The organism is Streptomyces sp. NPDC057136 (assembly GCF_042670885.1).
Lineage (GTDB): Bacteria > Actinomycetota > Actinomycetes > Streptomycetales > Streptomycetaceae > Streptomyces.
Genome location: NZ_JBHUUV010000008.1, coordinates 89,253 through 109,116 on the forward strand (window position 1 = coordinate 89,253; position 19,864 = coordinate 109,116).

Annotated in this window: 19 protein-coding genes; 8 read left to right on the forward strand and 11 right to left on the reverse strand. The window is 71.8% G+C overall.

Annotated features, from left to right (window positions below; translation table 11 throughout):
• Position 1: 1 nt before the first annotated feature.
• From ACFT7S_RS12810 to ACFT7S_RS12845, 8 genes are read right to left on the reverse strand one after another with little or no spacing between them, the layout of a single operon-like run.
• Positions 2 to 1,630: a thiamine pyrophosphate-binding protein gene (locus ACFT7S_RS12810; protein WP_382730442.1), complete on the reverse strand. Its 1,629-nt coding sequence runs from the start codon at positions 1,628 to 1,630 to the stop codon at positions 2 to 4.
• Between the two features lie 9 nt (positions 1,631 to 1,639).
• On the reverse strand, positions 1,640 to 2,428 hold the full coding sequence (locus tag ACFT7S_RS12815; protein WP_382730444.1) for an SDR family oxidoreductase: 789 nt from the start codon (positions 2,426 to 2,428) through the stop codon (positions 1,640 to 1,642).
• A 19-nt stretch (positions 2,429 to 2,447) separates the two neighbouring features.
• Positions 2,448 to 3,203, reverse strand: coding sequence for an SDR family oxidoreductase (locus tag ACFT7S_RS12820; protein ID WP_382730447.1), 756 nt, complete (start codon positions 3,201 to 3,203; stop codon positions 2,448 to 2,450).
• Positions 3,196 to 3,717 carry a cupin domain-containing protein gene (locus ACFT7S_RS12825; RefSeq protein ID WP_073749699.1) on the reverse strand — a complete coding sequence of 174 codons (522 nt, stop codon included), beginning with the start codon at positions 3,715 to 3,717 and terminating at the stop codon, positions 3,196 to 3,198. Before ACFT7S_RS12825 ends, ACFT7S_RS12820 begins: the two co-directional genes overlap by 8 nt.
• A 10-nt stretch (positions 3,718 to 3,727) precedes the next feature.
• The gene (locus ACFT7S_RS12830) at positions 3,728 to 4,519 is read right to left on the reverse strand and encodes an alpha/beta fold hydrolase (RefSeq protein WP_382730450.1); all 792 of its coding nucleotides are present in this window, start codon (positions 4,517 to 4,519) and stop codon (positions 3,728 to 3,730) included.
• Positions 4,516 to 5,313, reverse strand: coding sequence for an aspartate dehydrogenase domain-containing protein (locus tag ACFT7S_RS12835; protein ID WP_382730453.1), 798 nt, complete (start codon positions 5,311 to 5,313; stop codon positions 4,516 to 4,518). Before ACFT7S_RS12835 ends, ACFT7S_RS12830 begins: the two co-directional genes overlap by 4 nt.
• Positions 5,310 to 6,254: a VOC family protein gene (locus tag ACFT7S_RS12840; protein ID WP_382730456.1), complete on the reverse strand. Its 945-nt coding sequence runs from the start codon at positions 6,252 to 6,254 to the stop codon at positions 5,310 to 5,312. Before ACFT7S_RS12840 ends, ACFT7S_RS12835 begins: the two co-directional genes overlap by 4 nt.
• A 45-nt stretch (positions 6,255 to 6,299) precedes the next feature.
• Positions 6,300 to 7,784 carry an aldehyde dehydrogenase family protein gene (locus ACFT7S_RS12845; protein ID WP_382730458.1) on the reverse strand — a complete coding sequence of 495 codons (1,485 nt, stop codon included), beginning with the start codon at positions 7,782 to 7,784 and terminating at the stop codon, positions 6,300 to 6,302.
• Between the two features lie 296 nt (positions 7,785 to 8,080).
• Here ACFT7S_RS12845 and ACFT7S_RS12850 point away from each other — a divergent pair, with 296 nt between their 5' ends.
• Positions 8,081 to 9,451 carry an MFS transporter gene (locus tag ACFT7S_RS12850; protein ID WP_382730460.1) on the forward strand — a complete coding sequence of 457 codons (1,371 nt, stop codon included), beginning with the start codon at positions 8,081 to 8,083 and terminating at the stop codon, positions 9,449 to 9,451.
• A 48-nt stretch (positions 9,452 to 9,499) separates the two neighbouring features.
• Here ACFT7S_RS12850 and ACFT7S_RS12855 read toward each other — a convergent pair whose 3' ends face one another.
• Both ACFT7S_RS12855 and ACFT7S_RS12860 read right to left on the reverse strand, forming a co-directional pair.
• Entirely contained in the window at positions 9,500 to 10,678 is a 1,179-nt protein-coding gene (locus tag ACFT7S_RS12855) for a TetR family transcriptional regulator (RefSeq protein WP_382730463.1), read from the reverse strand.
• Between the two features lie 48 nt (positions 10,679 to 10,726).
• Positions 10,727 to 11,821 (reverse strand): XdhC family protein, encoded by a 1,095-nt coding sequence (locus tag ACFT7S_RS12860; RefSeq protein WP_382730466.1) that lies wholly within the window; start codon positions 11,819 to 11,821, stop codon positions 10,727 to 10,729.
• A 137-nt stretch (positions 11,822 to 11,958) separates the two neighbouring features.
• Between ACFT7S_RS12860 and ACFT7S_RS12865 the strand changes: the two genes are divergently transcribed.
• The 6 genes from ACFT7S_RS12865 (at position 11,959) to ACFT7S_RS12890 (ending at position 17,668) form a co-directional block, all read left to right on the forward strand.
• Entirely contained in the window at positions 11,959 to 12,828 is an 870-nt protein-coding gene (locus ACFT7S_RS12865) for an FAD binding domain-containing protein (protein WP_382730468.1), read from the forward strand.
• Complete coding sequence (locus ACFT7S_RS12870) at positions 12,828 to 13,364, forward strand: (2Fe-2S)-binding protein (protein WP_382730470.1); 537 nt, start codon at positions 12,828 to 12,830, stop codon at positions 13,362 to 13,364. Before ACFT7S_RS12865 ends, ACFT7S_RS12870 begins: the two co-directional genes overlap by 1 nt.
• A gap of 5 nt (positions 13,365 to 13,369) precedes the next feature.
• On the forward strand, positions 13,370 to 15,757 hold the full coding sequence (locus ACFT7S_RS12875; RefSeq protein ID WP_382730473.1) for a xanthine dehydrogenase family protein molybdopterin-binding subunit: 2,388 nt from the start codon (positions 13,370 to 13,372) through the stop codon (positions 15,755 to 15,757).
• Positions 15,758 to 15,813: 56 nt separating this feature from the next.
• Positions 15,814 to 16,443: an SRPBCC family protein gene (locus ACFT7S_RS12880; RefSeq protein ID WP_382730475.1), complete on the forward strand. Its 630-nt coding sequence runs from the start codon at positions 15,814 to 15,816 to the stop codon at positions 16,441 to 16,443.
• A 94-nt stretch (positions 16,444 to 16,537) separates the two neighbouring features.
• Complete coding sequence (locus tag ACFT7S_RS12885; protein ID WP_382730846.1) at positions 16,538 to 17,083, forward strand: MarR family winged helix-turn-helix transcriptional regulator; 546 nt, start codon at positions 16,538 to 16,540, stop codon at positions 17,081 to 17,083.
• A 51-nt stretch (positions 17,084 to 17,134) separates the two neighbouring features.
• Positions 17,135 to 17,668, forward strand: coding sequence for a hypothetical protein (locus tag ACFT7S_RS12890; RefSeq protein ID WP_382730478.1), 534 nt, complete (start codon positions 17,135 to 17,137; stop codon positions 17,666 to 17,668).
• A 28-nt stretch (positions 17,669 to 17,696) separates the two neighbouring features.
• Here the strand turns inward: ACFT7S_RS12890 and ACFT7S_RS12895 are convergent, their stop codons facing one another.
• Positions 17,697 to 18,245, reverse strand: coding sequence for an FABP family protein (locus ACFT7S_RS12895; protein ID WP_382730480.1), 549 nt, complete (start codon positions 18,243 to 18,245; stop codon positions 17,697 to 17,699).
• A gap of 195 nt (positions 18,246 to 18,440) precedes the next feature.
• On the opposite strand from ACFT7S_RS12895, the gene ACFT7S_RS12900 reads away from it, so the two are divergent.
• Positions 18,441 to 19,850: a lipase family protein gene (locus ACFT7S_RS12900; RefSeq protein ID WP_382730483.1), complete on the forward strand. Its 1,410-nt coding sequence runs from the start codon at positions 18,441 to 18,443 to the stop codon at positions 19,848 to 19,850.
• Positions 19,851 to 19,864: the final 14 nt, after the last annotated feature.

Genomic DNA, 19,864 nt, shown 5'->3' on the forward strand with positions numbered 1-19,864 from the left:
GCTACTGGCCCGGAATCCTCACGGGCGGGGTGAACGGGGTCTTCATCGGGCCGAGTGCGCCGAGATCCACCTCGACGAGCGTCGGCCCCTCCGAGGCGACGGCCGCGGAGAGCACCGGGCCCGCGTGTTCCTCGGCGGAGATGCGGGCGTAGGGCAACCCGCAGGCCCGCGCGAGGAGTTCGAAGTCCGGGGTGACGAGGTCGACTCCGGAGCGGCGCTCGCTGTAGCGGTCCTGCATGTTGCGCAGTACGCCGTATCCGCCGTCGTTGAAGACGATCAGGGTCAGGCGGGGCCGCTCCTGGGCGAGGGTGAGGAGTTCGCCGAGGTGGACGGCGAGTCCGCCGTCCCCGGCGAGTACGACGGTGGGCGCGCCGGGCCTGGCGAGCGCCGCGCCGATGCCCATGCCGAGCCCCTGCCCGATGCCGCCGCCGCGCGGGAAGACGTTGTCCCGGGGGTCGTACATCTCCAGCAGCCGGTTGCCCCAGCTGCTGGAGGGGATGGTGACGTCGCGGGCGACGACGGCCTCGCGGGGCAGGGCGGCGCGGATGGCGTCGCAGATCGCGGCCTGCGGTCCGATGCCCGCGTGCAGGATCGCCCGGACCTCGGTGCGTACGGCGGCGACGCGGTCCGTCCAGCCGGGCTCCGCGGTCCCGGCGTGCGGCAGCAGGGCGCTCAGAGTGCCGGCCGCTTCGCCGTGCAGCGGGTGGGCGACCGGGTACACGCGGCCCAGTGCGGCGGCGTCGACGTCGATCTGGATGTGCTCCCCGGGGAGCTCCAGCGTGTAGTCGGCGGTCTCGTTGGAGCGGAAGTGGGTGCCGATGGTGAGCAGGACGTCCGCGTCGGCGAGCAGGGCGCGTACTGCGGGGGTGGTGGCGAAGTTGCCGATGACCTGCTCGTGGTCCTCGGGCACGGCACCGCGCCCGGAGTTCGAGGTGAGGAGCCCCGCGCCGGTGGCCTCCAGGAGCCGGGTCAGTTCGACGCGGGAGGTTGCCGCGCCGCCGCCGGCCCAGATGAGCGGACGGCGTGCCGAGGCCAGGAGGGCCCCGGCGGCTGCCAGTTCGCCTTCCGAAGGGGCGGGGGCGGTCACGGTGGGCGCGGTCGCGGCGGGCTCGTCGGTCTGGGGGGCGTACTGGAGGTCGATGGGCCACTCCACGCTGGCGGGGCCGCCCGGCGCTGCGAGCGCCGACCGGGCCGCCTCGCGCAGGATTCGGCCCGCCTGCGAGGCGTCCGGGACGCTTGCCGCGTAGGCGGAGACCGCTGTGAGCATGCCGAGCTGGTCCTTGGTCTCGTGGATGAATCCCCGTCCGCTGCCGAGGAATTCGCTCTCCACCTGCCCGGTGATGTGCAGCACGGAACTGCCCGCGCTGAGCGACTCGATCAGCGAGCCGGCCGCGTTGCCCGCGCCGGTGCCGGTGGAGGTCAGGGCGCAGCCGAGGGTGCCGCGGGCCCGGCCGTAGGCGTCGGCGGCGTTCACCGCGGATGCCTCGTGCCGCACGGGGACGAACCGCAGGTCACGGTCGACGGCCTCGACGAGCGGCAGGTTGTGCACGCTGACGATGCCGAAGACGGTGTCGATGCCGAGTTCGCGCAGGACGGTGACGAGGAGATCGCCTCCGTTGTCGTGTCGCATGGTGTCTCCTCAGAGGATGGAGCGGCCGACGCCGCCGCAGACGTCGATGCTGGTGCCGGTGATGTACGAGGCGCGGGGTGAGAGGAGGGCGACGACGGCGTACGCGACCTCTTCGGCGCGGCCGAGGCGGCCGAGCGCGATGCCCCGGTCGGCGGCGAGTTCGGCCTGCCAGTCCTCGTACGCCATGCCGGAGTCCGCGGCCGCGTGGCGCCTGGTCCACTGGCCGGTGTCGATGAGTCCGAGGCAGACGGAGTTGACCCGGATGCCGTCGGCGGCCAGTTCGACCGACAGGGACTTGGAGAGGTTGAGGATGCCGGCGCGGGCGGCGCTCGTGGTGATCAGCCGGGGTTCGGGCTGTTTGGCGAGGACCGCGTTGATGTTGACGACGCTCGCCGTGCCCGAGGCGGCGAGATGGGGGCGCGCCGCCTGGAGGGGGTTCAGCACCCCGGCGAACTTCAGCTCCAGCTCGTCGCGCCAGTCCTCGGCGGTGGAGTCGTCGAGTCCCTTCATGCGGGACTGTCCGGCGTTGTTGACGAGTCCGTCGATGGTGCCGAACTTCTCGGCGGTGCGGCGGACGAAGTCACGTACGGCGTCGGCGTCCCGTACGTCGCAGACGCCGGTCAGCAGGCGGTCGTGGCCGGCGCCGAGGCCGGCCGCGGCCTTGGCCAGCCGGTCGGCGTCACGCCCGCACGTCGCGACGCGGGCTCCCTCGTGCAGCAGGGCGCGGACCGTGGCCAGGCCGACGCCCGAGCTGCCGCCGGTGACCAGGATGGTGCGGTCGGCGAGGCCCAGATCCATAACTCGTGTCTCCTGGGGTTCAGTTCATGGTGAAGCCGCCGTTGACGGCGATCACCTGTCCGGTCAGATAGCGGGATTCCTCGGCCAGCAGGAAGGAGACGATCCCGGTGAGGTCGTCCGGCTGCTGGGGGCGGGAGATGGCCCGGTTCAAGCGGTAGAGGTCGTGGCGTTCGGCGGGCACCGTCTCGGTCGCCTCGCACTCGGTGAGCCCGGGGGCGACCACGTTCACGGTGATCCCCTTGTCGCCGAGCTCGCGCGCCATGGCCCGGGTGAGGGCGATGACCGCCCCCTTGGAGGCGATGTAGTGGGCGAGGCGCGGGGAGCCGTACAGGGCGGCGTCCGAGGCGATGTTGACGATCCGGCCCGGTGCTGCGAAGAGCGGGTACAGGGCCTTCGAGACCAGCCAGGGGCTGCGGGCATTGACCGTCATCAGCCGGTCCCACGTCTCGATGTCGAGGTCCTGGAACTCCTTGCCGCCGACGCCGTTGGCGAGGGCCGCGTTGTTGACCAGGCCGTACAGCGGGCCCAGCTCGCGCACGGTGGCCGCCAGGGCGTCCACCGAAGCGGGGTCGGCGACGTCGCAGCGTACGAAGTGGGCGTCAATGCCCTCCGCGCACAGGTCCGCGACGGCGCGCTCGCCCCGCTCCCTCTCCAGTTCGGCGACGACGACCCGGAAGCCGTCGGTGCCTGCCCGGCGGGCCATGGCCAGTCCGAGGCCACGGCCCGCACCGGTGACGACGACAGTGCGTATGTCGGCCGGGGGCTGGTCAGCCACGGGTTACGCCGTGCATCGGCGAGTACTCGGGGTAGGTCGGCACCTGCGGCTTCTGCGTGCCGATGACCACGCAGAACAGGGCGTCGGTGTCGCCCTCGTTCTTGAGCGACCGGGTCACACCTGCGGGGACGACGATCATGTCGCGGTAGCCCAGGGTGCGGTACTCGGCCTCGTCGGCGCCGCGGTGGATGCCGACCTTGACCTCGCCCTCCAGGACGAAGAAGGCCTCTTCGACGTCGTGGTGGGTGTGGGCCGGGCCCTCGGCGCCGGGCGGCAGAAGCATGTTGGAGAAGGTGAACCCGCCGGAGGGGAGGATCCGGCTGTCGCTCTCGTGGTTGCCGGTGGCGCCGGAGCCGACATAGCGGATCTGGCCGCGGCGGAACTGCGGGCCTGCCTTCTCCTGGAAGGACAGGGTGTCGAAGTCGGCGACCCGGGATGCCTTGGTCGCGATGAGGGAGTCGGTGTACGCGGAGAGGTCGTCGCCGTTGTCGTAGGCGTCGGTGGTCAGAGGCATGGCAGAGCTCCTACTCGGGGATGGAGGCGGTGATACGGAGGTGGGAGAGGACCCAGGCGTTGAAGTGCCCGGGCTGCTCCTGATTGGCCAGGTGACCGGCGTCCTTGACGATCACGTAGGCGGTCTTGTGGATGGCCCCGGCGATGGCCTGGCTCGCTTCGGTGCCGGTGACCCGGTCCTGTTCGCCGCAGAGGACGAGGGTGGGCGCGGCGATCGAGGGCAGTTCGGGGCGCAGATCGGCACAGGCCATGGATTCGGCGGCGTACGCGTAGCCCGGCAGCCGTACCGACGCGGCCATGTTCTCGACGACGGCGCGCACCAGTTGGTCCGGTGCGTCCGGTGACACCAGGCGGGGGCCGCGGGCTTCGGCGAAGGCCCGTGGGCCGAGCTCGGCCAGGTCGGCGGCGCGTGCCCGCATGCCCCGCGCCTTCTCCTCGTCCGTGCCCGAACCGGGGCTGGAGTCGGCGATGATCAGCGAGGCGACGAGCTCCGGGTGCCGGGTGGCGAGCCGCAGCGCGATCACCCCGCCCCAGGAGACGCCGAGGACGTGCGCGGTGGTGGCGCGCTCACGGATGACTGCGGCTGCCGCGTCCGCGTAGTCGTCGAGGCCGTAAGGGGCGGCCGGATCGGCGGACTTGGCGTATCCCGGGGCGTCCCAGGCCACGACCCTTACGTACGAGGAGAGTTCGGCGAGCTGCGGGGCGAAGGCGGCCGATGAGGAGCCGATGCCGTGGAGGCACAGCAGCAGGGGGCCCTGGTCACCGGCCTCCTCGACGTGGATCGCGGTGTCGGCGCCGCTCACAGGATCTGCCCGGTCCGGCCGGCGAGCGCGGCGAGGCTGCGCAGGACGGCGTACGGCACCACCTGGCTGGTGGCGGGGTTGCCCGGGTCGGGCAGGTGTGCGACCTCGAAGCGGTACGAACCGTACGCACCGGACGCCTCGATCACATGGCGGGTGCGGTGCGCCGCCGGGTCGGCGACGACCTGGACCCGCACAGTGTCCAGGTCGCCGACGGCCAGCGCGACCGAGGCGGCCACGTTCGTGGACTTGGGGAATTTCACCGGGACGTCGCGTGCGGTGCCGGACATGACCTCCACCGGTCCGGTCGCCGTCCGCATCCGGTGCAGCAACTCCTCGCCCATCCACGGCTGTTCGAGGGTGGAGGGCAGTTTGGTGGTGGTCAGCCTGACCTCGGTCAGCGGGCCGAGCGAGCGTGCCGCCTGGAGCAGGTCGAGACCGCCGACCGCGCCGCCGGTGAAGTACACCCGGCCCGGACCGGCCGCGAGCAGCCGCTTGGCGAGCTCGTCGTCGGTCAGCGCGCCGGTGGAGGCGATCAGCAGATCGGTGCCGGACTCCAGCACCCGTGTGCCCCATTCCCGTACGACGCCCTGGCCGGCCGCCTCCACGATCAGGTCGCAGGCGTCCAGGGCCTCTTCGAAGGAGGCCTGCCGGGCGGGCGCGGTCTCACCGAGCGGACGGTTGTCGACGACGCACACCAGTTCTGCGCCGTTCACCTGTCCTTCGGCGAGCGCGGTGCCGACCACCCGGCCGATGGCGCCCCAGCCGACGACGCCGACTTTGCGTACGGTGCTCATTCGCCGATCTCCTGGATGTCGAGGGGAGCGAGCGGGCCGGGGTCCGGCGCGCCCGCCATGTGGCAGCGGATCTCCTTCGACGGCGGCCCGGCCGTCCCCCACAGGTCCGAGAGGTCCGGCACCCGCCGCCACACACGGGCGATCCAGGCGTCCTCGACGATCTGGGCGACCTCGGAGGTGTACTCGCAGACGAGCCCGGACGGGTCGGTGAAGTAGGAGAAGGTGTTGTTTCCCGGGCCGTGCCGGCCGGGGCCCCACTGGGGAGTGATGCCGTGGTGGCGCAGCCGTCCCAGGCCCCGCATGAAGTGGTCGACCGAGGTCATCTCGTACGCCACGTGGTTCAGCGAGGTCCACTCGGCCTGGTTGAAGGCGATGCAGTGGTGGTCGGCATTGCAGCGCAGGAACGCCATCTGGTGTTCGGACCAGTCGGAGACGCGGAGACCGAGCACCTCGCAGTAGAAGGTGACGGCCGCGTCGATGTCGGTGGTGTTGAGCACGGCGTGCGTCACCCCGACCGGCACGGCGCCGTCCCGGCCTCGTGGGACGACCGCCTCGACCTGGGCACTGATCTCGATGAGACGCCCCTCGGGGTCGGTGAACCGCAGCCCGTAGCCGCCGCCCGTCTGTTCCAGCGGACCGGGGCCGGCGACGGGGACGATGGAGCGGGCTTCGAGGCGCCGCGCCGCTTCGTCGACCTCGGCGGGGGTGGCGACGGCGAAGGCGATCCTGCCCAGTGCGACCCGGTCCCGTTCGGTGAGGTGGAGGACGTGGTGCTCGTCGCCCGAACCGCGCAGCCAGCGGGCACCGGTGTCGGACTCGACGGTCTCGAGGCCCCAGACCTCTTCGTAGAAGTCGGCGGTCTCGGTGAAGGCCGGGGTGTGCAGCTCGACGTAACGCAGTGAGCGGAGCCGGGCGATCGGACCGGGGGGTGCTTGGTGCATCGGTCTCTCCAGACGGGCGGGCGTACGAGGGGGCGGGCGTGCGGGTCAGCCGGCCCAGGGAAGCGGGTGGCCGGAGGTGCCCCAGTACAGGGACTTCTGGCGCTGGTAGGCGCGGATCGCGTCGCGGCCCTTCTCGGTGCCGAGGCCGCTGTCCTTCCACCCGCTGAACGGGGTGGCGGCACTGAACTGCTTGTACGTGTTGATCCAGACGGTCCCCGCCTCGATCCGGCGGGCGAGCTGCCACGCGGCCCGCAGGTCCCGGGTCCAGATTCCGCAGGCCAGTCCGTAGACGGAGTCGTTGGCCTGACGGACCAGGTCGTCCTCGTCGTCGTAGGGCAGGGCGACCAGAACCGGGCCGAAGATCTCCTCCTGGCAGGTCCTGGAGGTGTTCGCGAGCCCGTCGAGAACCGTCGGCAGGTAGTACGCGCCGTCCGCGTACCGCTCCCCCTCGGGCGCCGACCCTCCGCACAGCACCCTGGCTCCCTCGGAGCGGGCGAGGTCCACGTAGGCGGCGACGGCGTCGCGGTGGCGGTGGTGCACCAGGGGGCCGACCTGGGTGGCCGGGTCCGTGCCGGGCCCGACGCGCAGTTTGGCCACGCGTGCGACGAGTTCACCCACGAAGGAGTCGTAGATCTCGCGTGCCACGAAGAGCCGGGAACCGGCGATGCAGGACTGGCCGCTGGACGAGAAGATCCCGAACAGGACGCCTGACAGGGCCTGTTCGACGTCCGCGTCGGCCCGCACGATCGTGGGGGACTTGCCGCCGAGCTCCAGCGAGGCGGGGATCAGTTTGTGGGCGGCGGCCTCGGCTATGGACCGCCCCGTCTCCGTACCGCCGGTGAATCCGATGCGGGCGACGAGCGGGTGGCGCACGATGGCGTCGCCGACCACCCGGCCGCTCCCCGGCAGCACCGACAGCAGGGCGGTGGGCAGGCGGAACTCGTCGAGTGCCCGGGTGATCAGCCGGCCGAGGGCCAGCGAGACGAGAGGGGTCCAGGCCGCGGGCTTGAGCAGGACGGCGTTCCCCGCGGCGAGGGCGGGGGCGATCTTCTGGGCGTCGCTCGCCACGGGCGAGTTCCAGGGGTTGATCGCACCGACGACACCGATCGGTTCGTGCACGCTCATCGTGACGTACGGGCCGCGGGAGGGTGTGAGCGCGTCCTCCGCCGTCTCCAGGGCGGCGCCCATGTAGCGGAAGGTGCCTGCCGCGCTGAGCGCGAGGGCCTTGGTCTCGGTGAGGGTCTTGCCGGTGTCGGCGGTCTGCAGCGCGGAGAGCTCGTCGGCCGCTTCTTCGGTCAGCTCGGCTATGCGGTACAGCAGCCGGGACCGTTCGTGGGCGAGCAGGTCGCGCCAGGCGGGGTCCGCCACCGCCTTCGCGGCGGCCTCGGCCGCTTCGGCGACCTCCTCGGCGGAGGCCGAGTGGACGGTGGCGAGCAGGCGCCCGGTCGCCGGGTCGACCGTGTCGACGGGATCGCCCGCACCACGTCGCCACTGGCCCGCGATCAGGATGTCGGTGGGGAACTGCAGCACGGGTGGACCTCCGGGCGAGGCGGCGGGAAGGGAACGGGCCCCGGATCTGGGACGCGCTCGGGGCGCTGTCACCATCCGGAACTGCCGAAGTGCTAGAAATCTAAGCGCTTAACTATCTCGACACAAGCCCCTCGGTCGAAATCGTTGCCTGCGATCCCTTGAGCTGAGCACCCATCGACACCGACGATGGGCATCGAGTTGCCTGAATCGAGGTTTCTAACCGCTTAACCATTGACCGCTTAGATAACTGACCCTACTGTCTCGGCAACTCCACTGCCCGCGGAAGGACCCCCTCCATGACGACTGTGGCCGGCAAGCCAGCCCTCGGCTCCATAGCCTCGAGACTTGAACGACTGCCGCACTCCCGCTGGCACATCAAGGTCCGGTTCCTGATCGGCGCCGTCACGTTCTTCGAGGCGTTCGACCAGCTGCTGGCCGCCTCCGCACTGCCCGTCCTGATGAAGGAGTGGAACCTGAGCACGGGGCAGGCCACCTTCGCGGTCACCTCGGCCTCCATCGGCATGCTGCTCGGAGCCCTGGTCGCCGGCTGGCTGGGCGACCGGATCGGCCGGGTGCGCACCGTCGCCCTGGGTGTCGCGGTCACTGGCCTTGCCAGCCTCGCCGTGGCCTTCTCCGGCGGCATCGAGACCTTCTCGATGTTCCGGTTCATGCAGGGACTGGGCATCGGCGGTGTCGTGCCCGTGGCGGCCACGTACATCAACGAGATCGCCCGCTCCGACAAGCGGGGCCGGTTCGTCCTGCTCTACGAGATGATCTTCCCGGCCGGACTCGCCGCCGCCACCCTGCTCGCCGTGTGGGTGGTTCCCAACTTCGGCTGGCGTGCCATGTTCGTCGTCGGCACGCTGCCCGTACTGATCGCCGCGCTGCTCCCCCGCCACGTCGAGGAGTCCCCGCGCTGGCTGCTGGCCCGGGGACGTACGGCGGAGGCGGAAGCGGCGATCGCCCGCATCGAGGCGGAGGTCGCCCGCGCCACCTCCGAGGAGCTGCCCGCGCCCGCCCCCACGTCGGACATCCCCGAGGAGACGCCCCAGGGCCGTCTCGCCGACCTGTTCCGGGGTCGCTATCTGCGGCGCACGGCGGTGCTGTCGGGTCTGTGGTTCGTCGCGTACTACGTCAACCACGGCATTTCCACCTGGCTGCCGTCGCTCTACACCAAGCAGTTCGGGCTGGACCTGACCACGGCGCTCGTCTACACGCTGCTCAGCAATGTCACCGGTCTGCTCGGCACCTTCGTCGTGGCCATGCTGGTCGACCGTATCGGCCGCAGGCCCGCGCTGATGGGCGCACTCGTCGGCACCACGCTCTCCCTGGGCGTGCTGGCACTGGCCGGGGCCACCTCGGGCGTACAGGTCGCGATCTTCGCGTCCTGTACGACCTTCTTCCTGTACGCGATCAACGCGGGGCTCTACCTGTACTCACCCGAGCTCTACCCGACGCACAACCGCGCCAAGGGTGCGGCGTTCGGCGGGCTGTGGAACCGGATCGGCGTGATCCTCGGCCCGGTGACCGTCGGCGCGATCATCGGCGCGGGCGGCAGCCTGACCCTGGTGTTCGCGCAACTCGCCGCGGTGGCCGCGGTGGGTGCCGTGATCGCCTGGTTCGCCGTGGAGACCAAGGGCAAGACGCTGGAGGAGCTCAACTCCTGACGTGACCAACCGGGTTGCTCGATCGGGGCCGGTGCACCAGAGCGGTGATCACTGCTCCGGGACACCGGCCCCGAGCGTGCGTCCGAGGGCGCCGAGCAGCCCCGCGAGTCTGCGCCGGTCTCCGGGCGCCAGCCCCTCCAGCAGCTCGCGCTCCTGGTCCGACCGTGCGGCGTGGACCCGGTCGGCCAGCTCCAGGCCCTCGGGCGTGAGGCAGAGCCGGACGACCCGGCGGTCCCCGGCGTCGCGTTCCCGCCGGATCAGGCCCGCCGCCTCCAGCCGGTCCGCGTGCTGGGTGAGGCCGCCCGCCCGGACCGTGCCGGCGTCCGCCACCTCCCCCATGGTCAGCCGGTAGGGCTCGCCCGCGTCACGGATCGCGGCGATGACCTCGTAGGCGGAGGAGCTGATGCCGTACGCGCGTACGGTCCGGCCGATGAGCTCCTGGTACCGCAGGGCGCACTCGTTCAGACCGGCGAAGAGCGAGGCGGCGGAGTCGTCCGCAACAGGGGGCGGGGCGGCGTCCGGGGCCGGTGTCGGGGGTACTGCCTCCTCCCCCGCGCCCGTCCGCAGCGGAGTGTCGCCGAAAGCGGTGGCCAGCACGTCCGCGAGGGCGGGGGCGAACTCCTCCGCCGGGACCGAGGCCGCCGGTTCGTGCGCGAAGACATAGCGCTCCATGATCACGCCGAAGAGCACACTGCGGATCATCGCGGCGCGTACGTCCGCCCCTGCCGAGTCGCCGAGCAACCGGGCCAGAGGCTCACCGACCTGCTTCTCCAGGATGTCGCGCAGCACCTCCGCGCTCGGCGGGTGGCTGACGGCCGAGCGGATCAGCGCCGGCCAGGGGTCGTCGGACGGCAGCCGGTCCCACCGGTCGAGGTAGGCCCGCGCGAGGGCAGCGGGCAGATCTCCGGCCGCACCGACGGCGAGCACGTCATGGGTGACGCCCGTCCCGCCCGCGACCGCCTCCCGGAACAGCCCGTCCTTCGTACCGAAGTAGGCCATCACCAGGCCGGGGGTCACCCCCGCCTCGGCCGCGATGGCGCGGACACCGACGCCCTTGTACCCGTGCGCCCCGAACAGCCGCCGGGCGGCGTCGAGTACGGCGCGGCGGTTGCCCTCCGGGTCGTGCGAGCCGGGGCGGCGTTGCGCGCTCGCCGACGGTCCGGTGTCGTCCCCGGCAGGTACAGAGTGTGTGGCTGCCCGAGAGCCGCTCTTGTCTTTTGGTTCCACACACGTCAGATTAAACGAGTGTTCAGAAAAACAGTCGTTCAAAATCAGTCACGAACGATGTACGGACCCGGCCAGTCCGGCGAGGGGCAGTCCGCTGCCGCCGCGCCGTGCGGCGATGATGCCCGCCATGATCGACACGGCGGTCTCCTCCGGTCCCCGGCCGCCGAGATCCAGCCCGATCGGCGAGTCCAGCCGTGCGAGGTCCCCCTCGCTCGCGCCCGCTTCCCGCAGTCGTTCGAGCCGGTCCGCGTGGGTACGACGGCTGCCCATCGCCCCCACGTAACCGGCCCGGCTGCGCAGCGCGAGCGCGAGGACGGGCACGTCGAAGCGGTCGTCGTGGGTGAGCACGCACACCGCGGTCGCCGCGTCGACCCGGTCCTCGTGGGCGCGGAACCAGCGGTCGGGCCGGTCGGTGACGACCTCGTCGGCACCCGGGAAGCGCTCGGCCACAGCGAACGCAGGCCGGGCGTCGCACACTGTCACCCGGTGTCCGAGCACCGCTCCGATACCGGCCAGCGGGCGGGCGAACTCGGCCGCGCCGAAGATCAGCAGCTGCGGGCGGGGCGCGAAGGACTGCACCAGCAGGAGCCGCCCCGGTGCGCATTCCGCCCCGCCGCCGTCCGCGTTTTCGCTGGTCACCAGCCCTGTGGCGGCCCGGCTCAACATGCCTTCGGCAGCCAAGGCCGCCGCCCGGTCCGCACCCGGGTCGCCCAGGGTTCCGGTCGCCTTCTCGCCGCCGATCGCCAGTCCCCCGCCGCCGTCGACGGGGGTGACCAGGGCCACCGGTACACCGGCCGCGAGTCCGGCAGCGATCCGGCCGAGGGGCACCTCCCGGCCGACCTCGCGGATCAACACCTCGATCGTGCCGCCGCAGGTGAGGCCTGCCGCGAAGGCGTCGTCGTCCGCGACTCCCCAGCGTTCGACCGCCGGCGCGGCGCCCGCGAGCACCCCCTCCGCGATCGCGCAGACGGCGGCTTCCACACAGCCGCCGGACACACTGCCGACGATGCGACCGTCCTCGGACACGAGCATGGACGCGCCGGGGCCGTGCGGCGCGGAGCCCCAGGTACGAACGACGGTCGCCATGGCGAAGCGGATTCCGGAGGACTGCCAGGCCGCAGCCTGGCCGATGACATGACGCACGTCTCTCACCTCGAACGGGAAAATTTCGGGCAGCCTCTTGCCAGAAGAAACTTTAGGGTAAATCATTTTAGGTACTAGATAGTTCTGCACGTGTCGAATGCCATGGCGCGACGACCAGAGAGGTCCGGTGGCAGCAGGTGAAACCCACATCGTTCGACTACATCGCCCCCAGCACCCTCGGCGAGGCGGTCGCCCTCCTCGCCGACGAGGAACGGGAGGCCAAGGTCGTGGCGGGCGGCCAGTCCCTGATTCCGATGCTGAACATGCGTCTCGCCAGACCCGAGGTGCTCGTGGACATCACGCGCATCCCCGAGCTCGGTGGTATCCACGTCGACGAGACGGGCAGCCTCCGCATCGGAGCCGCCGTACGCCAGGCCCGGGCAGCCGCCGACATCGCGGTGCGGGACGGCTGGCCGCTGCTGGCCGCCGCCGTCGAGCACATCGGACACCCGCAGATACGCAACCGGGGAACCGTCTGCGGCAGCCTCGCCCACCACGACCCGGCCGCCGAACTGCCCGCCGCCGCACTGGCGCTGGACGCCCGGTTCGTGATCACCGGCCCCCGTGGCACCCGTACGGTCGACGCCGGGGACTTCTTCGTCGCCACCTTCTCCACCGCGGTGGAGACGGACGAGCTCCTGACCGAGGTCGTGTTCCCGCCCCGCCCGGCCGGGCACGGCTGGGCCTTCGATGAACTGACCCGCAGGCACGGCGACTTCGCCACGGTCGGGGTGGCCGTCCTGCTGGAGCGGGACACCGGGTCGGACACCGTGCGCGACGCCCGTGTCGTCTTCAGCGGCGCCGCCCCCGTGCCCGTACGCCTGCCGTCCGCCGAGGCCGCGCTGGTGGGCAGCGACGCGGGCGAGCAGGCCCGCGCCGCGGCGGCCGGCGCCGCACTGGCCGGGCTCTCTCCCTCCGACGACATCCACGCCACCGCCGAGTACCGGCGGGAGGGCGCCGCCCATCTCCTCGTCCGCGCCTGCACCACCGCCTGGGAGCGTTGCTGATGACCCCCTCCGTCCCCACCCCGCTGACGGCCCGGACGCCGCCCCTCGCCGAGCCCTCCGCCTGGCACGAGATCGCCCTCACCGTGAACGGGCAGGCGGTCACCGCCCAGGTCGAGTCCCGTCTGCTGCTCAGCGACTTCCTGCGCGACCGCCTGGGGCTGACCGGCACGCACGTCGGCTGCGAACACGGCGTCTGCGGCGCCTGCACCGCCCTCGTCGACGACGAGCCGGTGCGCACCTGTCTCACCCTGGCCGTGCAGTGCGCGGGCACCGAGATCCGCACCGTCGAGGGCCTCACCACGGACGACGCCCCCCTGACCTCCGTACAGCGCGCCTTCCACGAATGCCACGGAATGCAGTGCGGCTTCTGCACCCCCGGGTTCGTGATGACGGCGACCGCGCTGACCGAGCGGTCCGACCGCCCGGACGAGACACAGGTCGCCGACGCCCTGAGCGGGCATCTGTGCCGGTGCACCGGCTACCGCAACATCCGCCGTGCCGTGTGCCAGGCACTCGACGAGCGCTTCGGAGAGTGACCCGTATGTCCCACGATTCCGACCCGCACCAGCAGGGCGAAGGCGGCTGGATCGGCCGTTCCGTCCCCCGCGTCGAGGACGACCGGCTGCTGCGCGGCAAGGGGCGGTACGTCGACGACATCGCCCTGCCCGGCGGTGTCGAGGCCGCCTTCCTGCGCAGCCCGCACGCCCACGCCCGTATCGAATCCGTCGATGTGACGGCCGCACTCGCCGCTCCGGGGGTCGTCGCGGTGTGGACCGGCGACGACGTGGCGGACCTCCCCGCGATGCTGAACAAGGAGGAGCTCCGCACCCCGCCGGGGCTCGCCGAACTCCTGGACCCGGTGGTCCGGATGACCCCGATGCCGCTGCTCGCCCGCGAGAAGGTCCTGTACGTCGGGCAGCCCGTCGCCGTCGTCTTCGCCGAGAACCGTTACCTCGCCGAGGACGCCCTGGAGCTCATCGAGGTGGGCTACGCCCCGCTGCCGGTGCTCGTCGACCCTGAGTCCTCCCTGTCCCCGGAAGCCCCGCTGCTGCACGAGCACCTGCCGGACAACACCGCGGTCGCCGTCGCCGCCCGGGTGGGCGACCCGGACGCGGCGTTCGCCGGCGCGCACGCGGTCGTGAGCGAACGCTTCGACGCCCACCGGTACGTGGCCTCGCCGATCGAGACCCGGGCGATCTCCGCCCAGGTGGACCCGTACAGCGGCCGGCTCACCGTGTGGGCGGGCACCCAGACCCCCCACCGGCTGCGGGACGCCATCGCCCACACCCTCGGCCTCGCAGCCGCGGCGGTCCACGTCATCGCCGCGGACGTCGGCGGCGGCTTCGGCCAGAAGGGCATCCTCTACGTCGAGGAGCTGCTGGTCCCCCACGCCGCCCGCCGGCTCGGCCGCCCCGTGCTGTGGCGCGAGGACCGCAACGAGAACCTCACCGCGTCCTCGCACGCCCGGGAGCAGATCCACCGCATCGAGCTGGCCGCGGACGCCGAAGGGCACATCCTCGCCGTACGCGACCGGATCACGGTGAACTTCGGCGCGTACAACATGACCGGTCTCGTCGTGCCGTACAACTCGCTCTGTCATCTGCTCGGCCCCTACCGGGTCCCGCACGTGGACATCGATGTGACCGGCGTGCTCACCAACACCACGTTCGCCACGCCGTACCGGGGAGCTGGCCGCCCGGAGACGGTGTTCGCCATGGAGCGGGCGATGGACCGGCTGGCCGCCGAACTCGGTATCGCTCCGGAGGAGTTGAGGGCGCGCAATCTCGTCGGTCCTGACGAGATGCCGTACGCGACCGGGTTGGTGGACCGCTCCGGCAGCCCGCAGTCCTACGACTCCGGGGACTTCCCCGAGCTGCTGCGCCGCGCCGTGGCCAAGGCGGACGTCGAAGGAATCCGCGCGCGCCAGCGCAAAGGCGCTCGCGACGGCAGGCGCATCGGTGTCGGATTCGCCATGTACATCGAGGCCACCGGACTCGGTCCGTTCGAGACCGCGCGGATCGACCTCGCCCCCGACGGCCGGGTGCGGCTCGCCATCGGCGCCCCGTCCCAGGGCCAGGGTCACCGCACGTCCATGGCGCAGATCGCCGCCGACGCCATCGGGGTGCCGCTCCGGATCATCGATGTGACGGGCGGCGACACCGAGGCCACCCCGTTCGGCGTGGGCACCATCGCGAGCCGCGCCCTGGTCAACGCCGGGAACGCCACCCACCGGGCCGGAAAGCTGGTCCGCGAGAAGATCATCGAAGCGGCGGCGCGCCGCCTCGGCGTCGCGGCGGACCATCTCGACCTCAGCGACGGCGTCGTGGCGGCGAAGGAGCCCGGCGGCCCGTCGATCGGCCTGGCCGAGCTGGCCGGACGGGCTCCGCTGCCCGGCACCCCCGAACCCACCGACGGCCGCCACGGCACCGAGATCAGCGAGACCGTGCACTTCAGGCCGCCGGGCTTCGCGGTCGCCAGCGGGGCGCACGCAGCCGTCGTCGAGGTCGACGAACACACCGGCGAGATCGAGATCCTGCACTACGTGGTCGTCCACGACGCGGGCAACATCGTCAACCCGATGATCGCGGAAGGGCAGGTCACCGGGGGTATCGCCCAGGGAATCGGCGGTGCGCTCTACGAGGAGATGATCTACGGCCCCGACGGCCAGCCCCGCACCGGCACGTACATGGACTATCTGGTGCCCACCTCCTCGGAGATTCCCGACCTCGACATGGACGAGATCTTCACGCCGAGCCCCATGAACGACCTCGGCGTCAAGGGCCTCGGCGAGGGCGGCGCGATCGCCCCGCAGGCGGTGCTGGCCGGCGCCGTCGAGGACGCACTGCGCCCCTTCGGCGTGGTCGTACGCCGAGGACCGCTCTCGCCGAGCCGGGTGCGGGAGCTGATCCGTACGGCCGACCGCACCTGAGCCCGACCCCCGAACGCGGCCGGTCCCGGCCGGCCGCTCGCCCGATTGGACAACGTATGCAGCTCGATCACTCCTTCACCGTCCCGGCGGCCCCCGACGACGCCTGGAAGCTCTTCCTCGACCTCGGCCGGGTCGCTCCCTGTATGCCCGGCGCCGTGCTGGACACCCTCGACGACGACGCGTTCACCGGGCGCGTCAAGGTCAAGGTCGGTGCGGTGCAGATGAGTTACCGGGGCGCGGGCGCCGTCACCCGCGACGAGGCCGCCCGCTCGATGCACCTCGATCTCAGCGGCAGCGAGACCCGGGGCGCGGGCACCGTGTCGGCCACGGTCACCGCGACGCTGGCCACCGACCCGGCCGGCACCCGGGTGCGGGTCCGTACGGACCTGGACATCACCGGCCGTCCCGCACAGTTCGGCCGCGGCATCATGTCCGAGGTCGGCGACCGCATCGTCCAGCAGTTCGCCACCCGCCTCGAAGCGCTGCTGCGGGACACCGGTCAGGGCGCCGCTTCCACGGCGCCGACCGGTGCGGGCACCCTGGGCGCCCTCCCGTCCGAGCCGGAGGCCGTGGACCTCGGAGCGGCGGCACTGCCCGTCCTGCTCAGGAAGGCTGCCGCACCGGTGGCGGCCGTGCTGGTCGCCGTCGTGGTGATCCAGGCACTGAGGCGGCGTTCGCGCACGTGAGGAGGGGCCGCGCGGCCCCTCCCCGGCTCTGCCTCATCCCCTCAGCAGTAAGATTCTCAGTGCCGTGAGAATCTGACGGATGCCGTACGAGGGGATGGGCATGGCTGCATCGAGGCCGGTGGACCGGGACGCCGTCGCGAGCGTGATCGAGGACTGGGCGCGCGAACGGCCGGAGCTGGACACCAGCCCGCTGGAGGTCCTCGCACGGCTGCACCGTTCCTTCCTGCGCTACAGCACCAGGCTCACCACGTCGATCGATCGTCACGGTCTGTCCGTGGCGGGCTTCGACGTACTGACCGCACTGCGGCGTTCGGGAGATCCGTACCGGCTGACGGCCGGGCAGCTCGCCGACTCCGGACTGGTGTCCTCGGCCGGTGTGACGCTGCGGATCGACCGTCTGGAGAAGGACGGCCTCATCGTGCGCGAACGGGACGCCGACGACCGCAGGGTCGTCTACTCGCGTCTCACCGAGAAGGGCCTCGCGATGGTGGACACCGTCTTCGCGGAGCATCTCGACAACGAACGCCGGATGCTCGGCGGGCTGTCGCCGTCCGAACGCCGCCAGCTCGCGCGACTGCTGCGCAAGCTCGAGGAGTCGATCGTCGACTCCGACGAGGAGCCGACCGCCACGACGGCGTAGGGACCCGGTGCCGCGGGGCGAGCGACGATTGACGGCAGGGTCGGGGGCGAGGTGGCTCGCTCGATCACGGCCGTGCACGGCCTGCTGCTGCGGGCGCTGCGGGACGGCGGTGCGATGGGCCCGGGCGATCTGACCCGCCTCATCGAGTGGTCCGCGCGCCGGGCCGAGGAACGCGTGCCCCTGGAAGCGGTGACCGCCGCCTATCTCATCGGCGCCGAAGCCTGGTGGCAGGTCCTGACCGAGACGGCGGAGCCCGAGGAGTTGGCCGGGGCGGGTGCGAAGCTGCTCGCCTGCCTGCACGCGGCCATGCCCGCGGTGGTGCTCGCCCACCTGAATGTCCAGGAGGACCTCCACAGCGAGGACAAGCGGGTACGACGGGCTCCGCTGACCGCTCTCCTGGCAGGCCGGCCGCACGAGGAACTGGCGGCGGCGGCGCGGGTCACGGTGGCCGGCGAGCACGAAGTCGTGGTCCTGGCCTTCGAGTCGAATCCGCCGGCCAGGCTGGTGCAGTCGTCGCTCGACGCCCAATCACCGGCGGCCGGATTCGTGCAAGTTGCCGCCAGGCGTGACATCGGCGCCCCGTGACCGCATGCCCGCGGTGCGATCGGCGCGCTCAGCTTCCGCCCGCGCGTCGGAGCCGCGCCGAGAGGTGGTGCTGCAGCGGCTGACCGACCGCCGCGAGGTCGTGGACGAAGTCGAGCGTGTCCTCGTCCGTCAGGGTGTAGCGGCGCCGGGTGGCGCCGACCTCCTTGGCGGTGGGCGTGCGGGCCACCTGCCGGGTGGCGAGGTCGACCGAGCCGTCGCCCGCACGGCCGGACGAGATCTCCGCGATGCCGGTGGGCTGCGTGATGAGTGCCTCGACGTGCCCGTCGGGCTGCAGTCGCCACCAGCCGCTCTCCCGGGCCGACGGCCGCAGCGGCGCCTCGTCCGCGTCGAGCAGCCAGGCGCGTGCCTCGTAGTGGAGGAAGGGCCGCCCGTCGTGGCTGAAGGTGACTTCCTGCTCGTACGCGAACTCCGCTTCCAGCGTCGGGTATCCGCCGCGGCCCCGGCCGGTCCAGGTGCCCAGGAACCCGAGCACCGGTGCGAGCAGCGGGTGCGGCGCAGGCGATTCGTCCGCTCGGAAGGCGTCGGGGAACGGGTACTTCTGAACAGGGTCGGACATGGTGTGCGCTCCTGGGTCGGGGCCGGTGCCGACTGGCAGCCTAGACCGACTCCGGTTTCGCCGAAGGCGCGTTGACCCTGTGTGGTTGACCGGGACGAATAGTTACGCGAAGGTAACTTACCGGCGAGTTACCTTCGGTACGCCATCGTTGCTAGCTTGCGCTCACCTGCATCGGAGCAGAGCGAGGAGTGAATTGTGAGCCGCAAGAGCACCCGTTCGCATTCCATTTTCGGCACCGTACGTCCGGCGGTCTCCCCCCGTCCGCTTCAAGGGCCGGGCACCCTGCGCGTACTTGCCGTCGCGGTGGCGGCCGCGGCCTGCGTGGGGACGCACGCCGTCCCGGCGTCCGCCGATTCCACGGGGTCGGAGCCCGTGGTGTCCAGGGGGGTGACCATTCCCGCCTTCTACAATCCACCCGCCGAACTCCCCACGGCCAACGGTGCGTTGATCCGGAGCGAGGCACTTCCGCTCGGTCTGGGCATTCCCGGTCTGAACGGCCGCCCGATGCCGGGCACGGCGACCCGGCTGATGTACAGGTCCACGGATTCGGGCGGGCAGCCCGTCGCGGTGACCGGTGCCTATATCGAGCCGTCCGCCGCCTGGAAGGGCACCGGCCCTCGCCCCCTGGTGGCGGTGGCCTCGGGCACCGTGGGCCAGGGCGACCAGTGCGCGCCCTCGCTGTCGCTCCAGTACCCGCTGCGCCTGACCGGCGAGACCCTCTCGGTCGGCTACGAAGCCCTGGCGATCTACCGCCTGCTCGCCACCGGAGCCGCGGTGGTGGTCACCGACTACGTCGGCCTCGGCGCCACCGACCGGCTCCACACCTACGTCAACCGTCTCGACCAGGGCCACGCCCTGCTCGACGCGGCCCGCGCCGCGCGCGCCGTCCCTGGAGCGTCGATCACCGCCGACTCGCGCGTCGGTCTGTACGGCTACAGCCAGGGCGGAGGGGCCAGCGCCTCGGCCGCCGAGCTCCAGCCCTCCTACGCACCCGACGTCAAGCTCGCCGGCACCTACGCCGGCGCGCCGCCCGCGGACCTGACGGCGGTCATGAAGGGGATCGACGGCAGCGCACTGGCCGGCGCCCTGGCCTGGTCGATCAACGGATTCGCGCAGGCCGATCCCGATCTCCGCGAGGTCGTCGAAGCGAACATCAACGCCACAGGACGGGCCGCGCTGAAGGACGCATCGACCATGTGCGTCGGCGATGCGATCTTCGGCTACGGCTTCACCAAGAGCACCAAATGGACCACGAGCGGCACGTCCCTCGGCGGCATCATCGCCGCGGAGCCCCGGGCGCAGGCGGCACTCGACAGGCAGCGCATCGGCGCTTCGAAGCCCACAGGCCCGGTACGGGTGGCGACCGGCGTCCAGGACGACATCGTTCCGCACGGCCAGGCCCGCCAACTGGCCGTGGACTGGTGCCGCAAGGGCGCGAGTGTCACGTACGACGCCATCGAGCTGCCCAACCTCGGCGACAAGCTCCTCACCAACCACTTGGTGCCTCTCGTCACCGACCAGGGCGAGGCGATCTCCTGGCTGACGGACCGCCTCTCGGGCAAGGCCGTCGCCTCCAACTGCTGGACGATGCCTTTCCAGCGCTGACCGCACGGGGACGG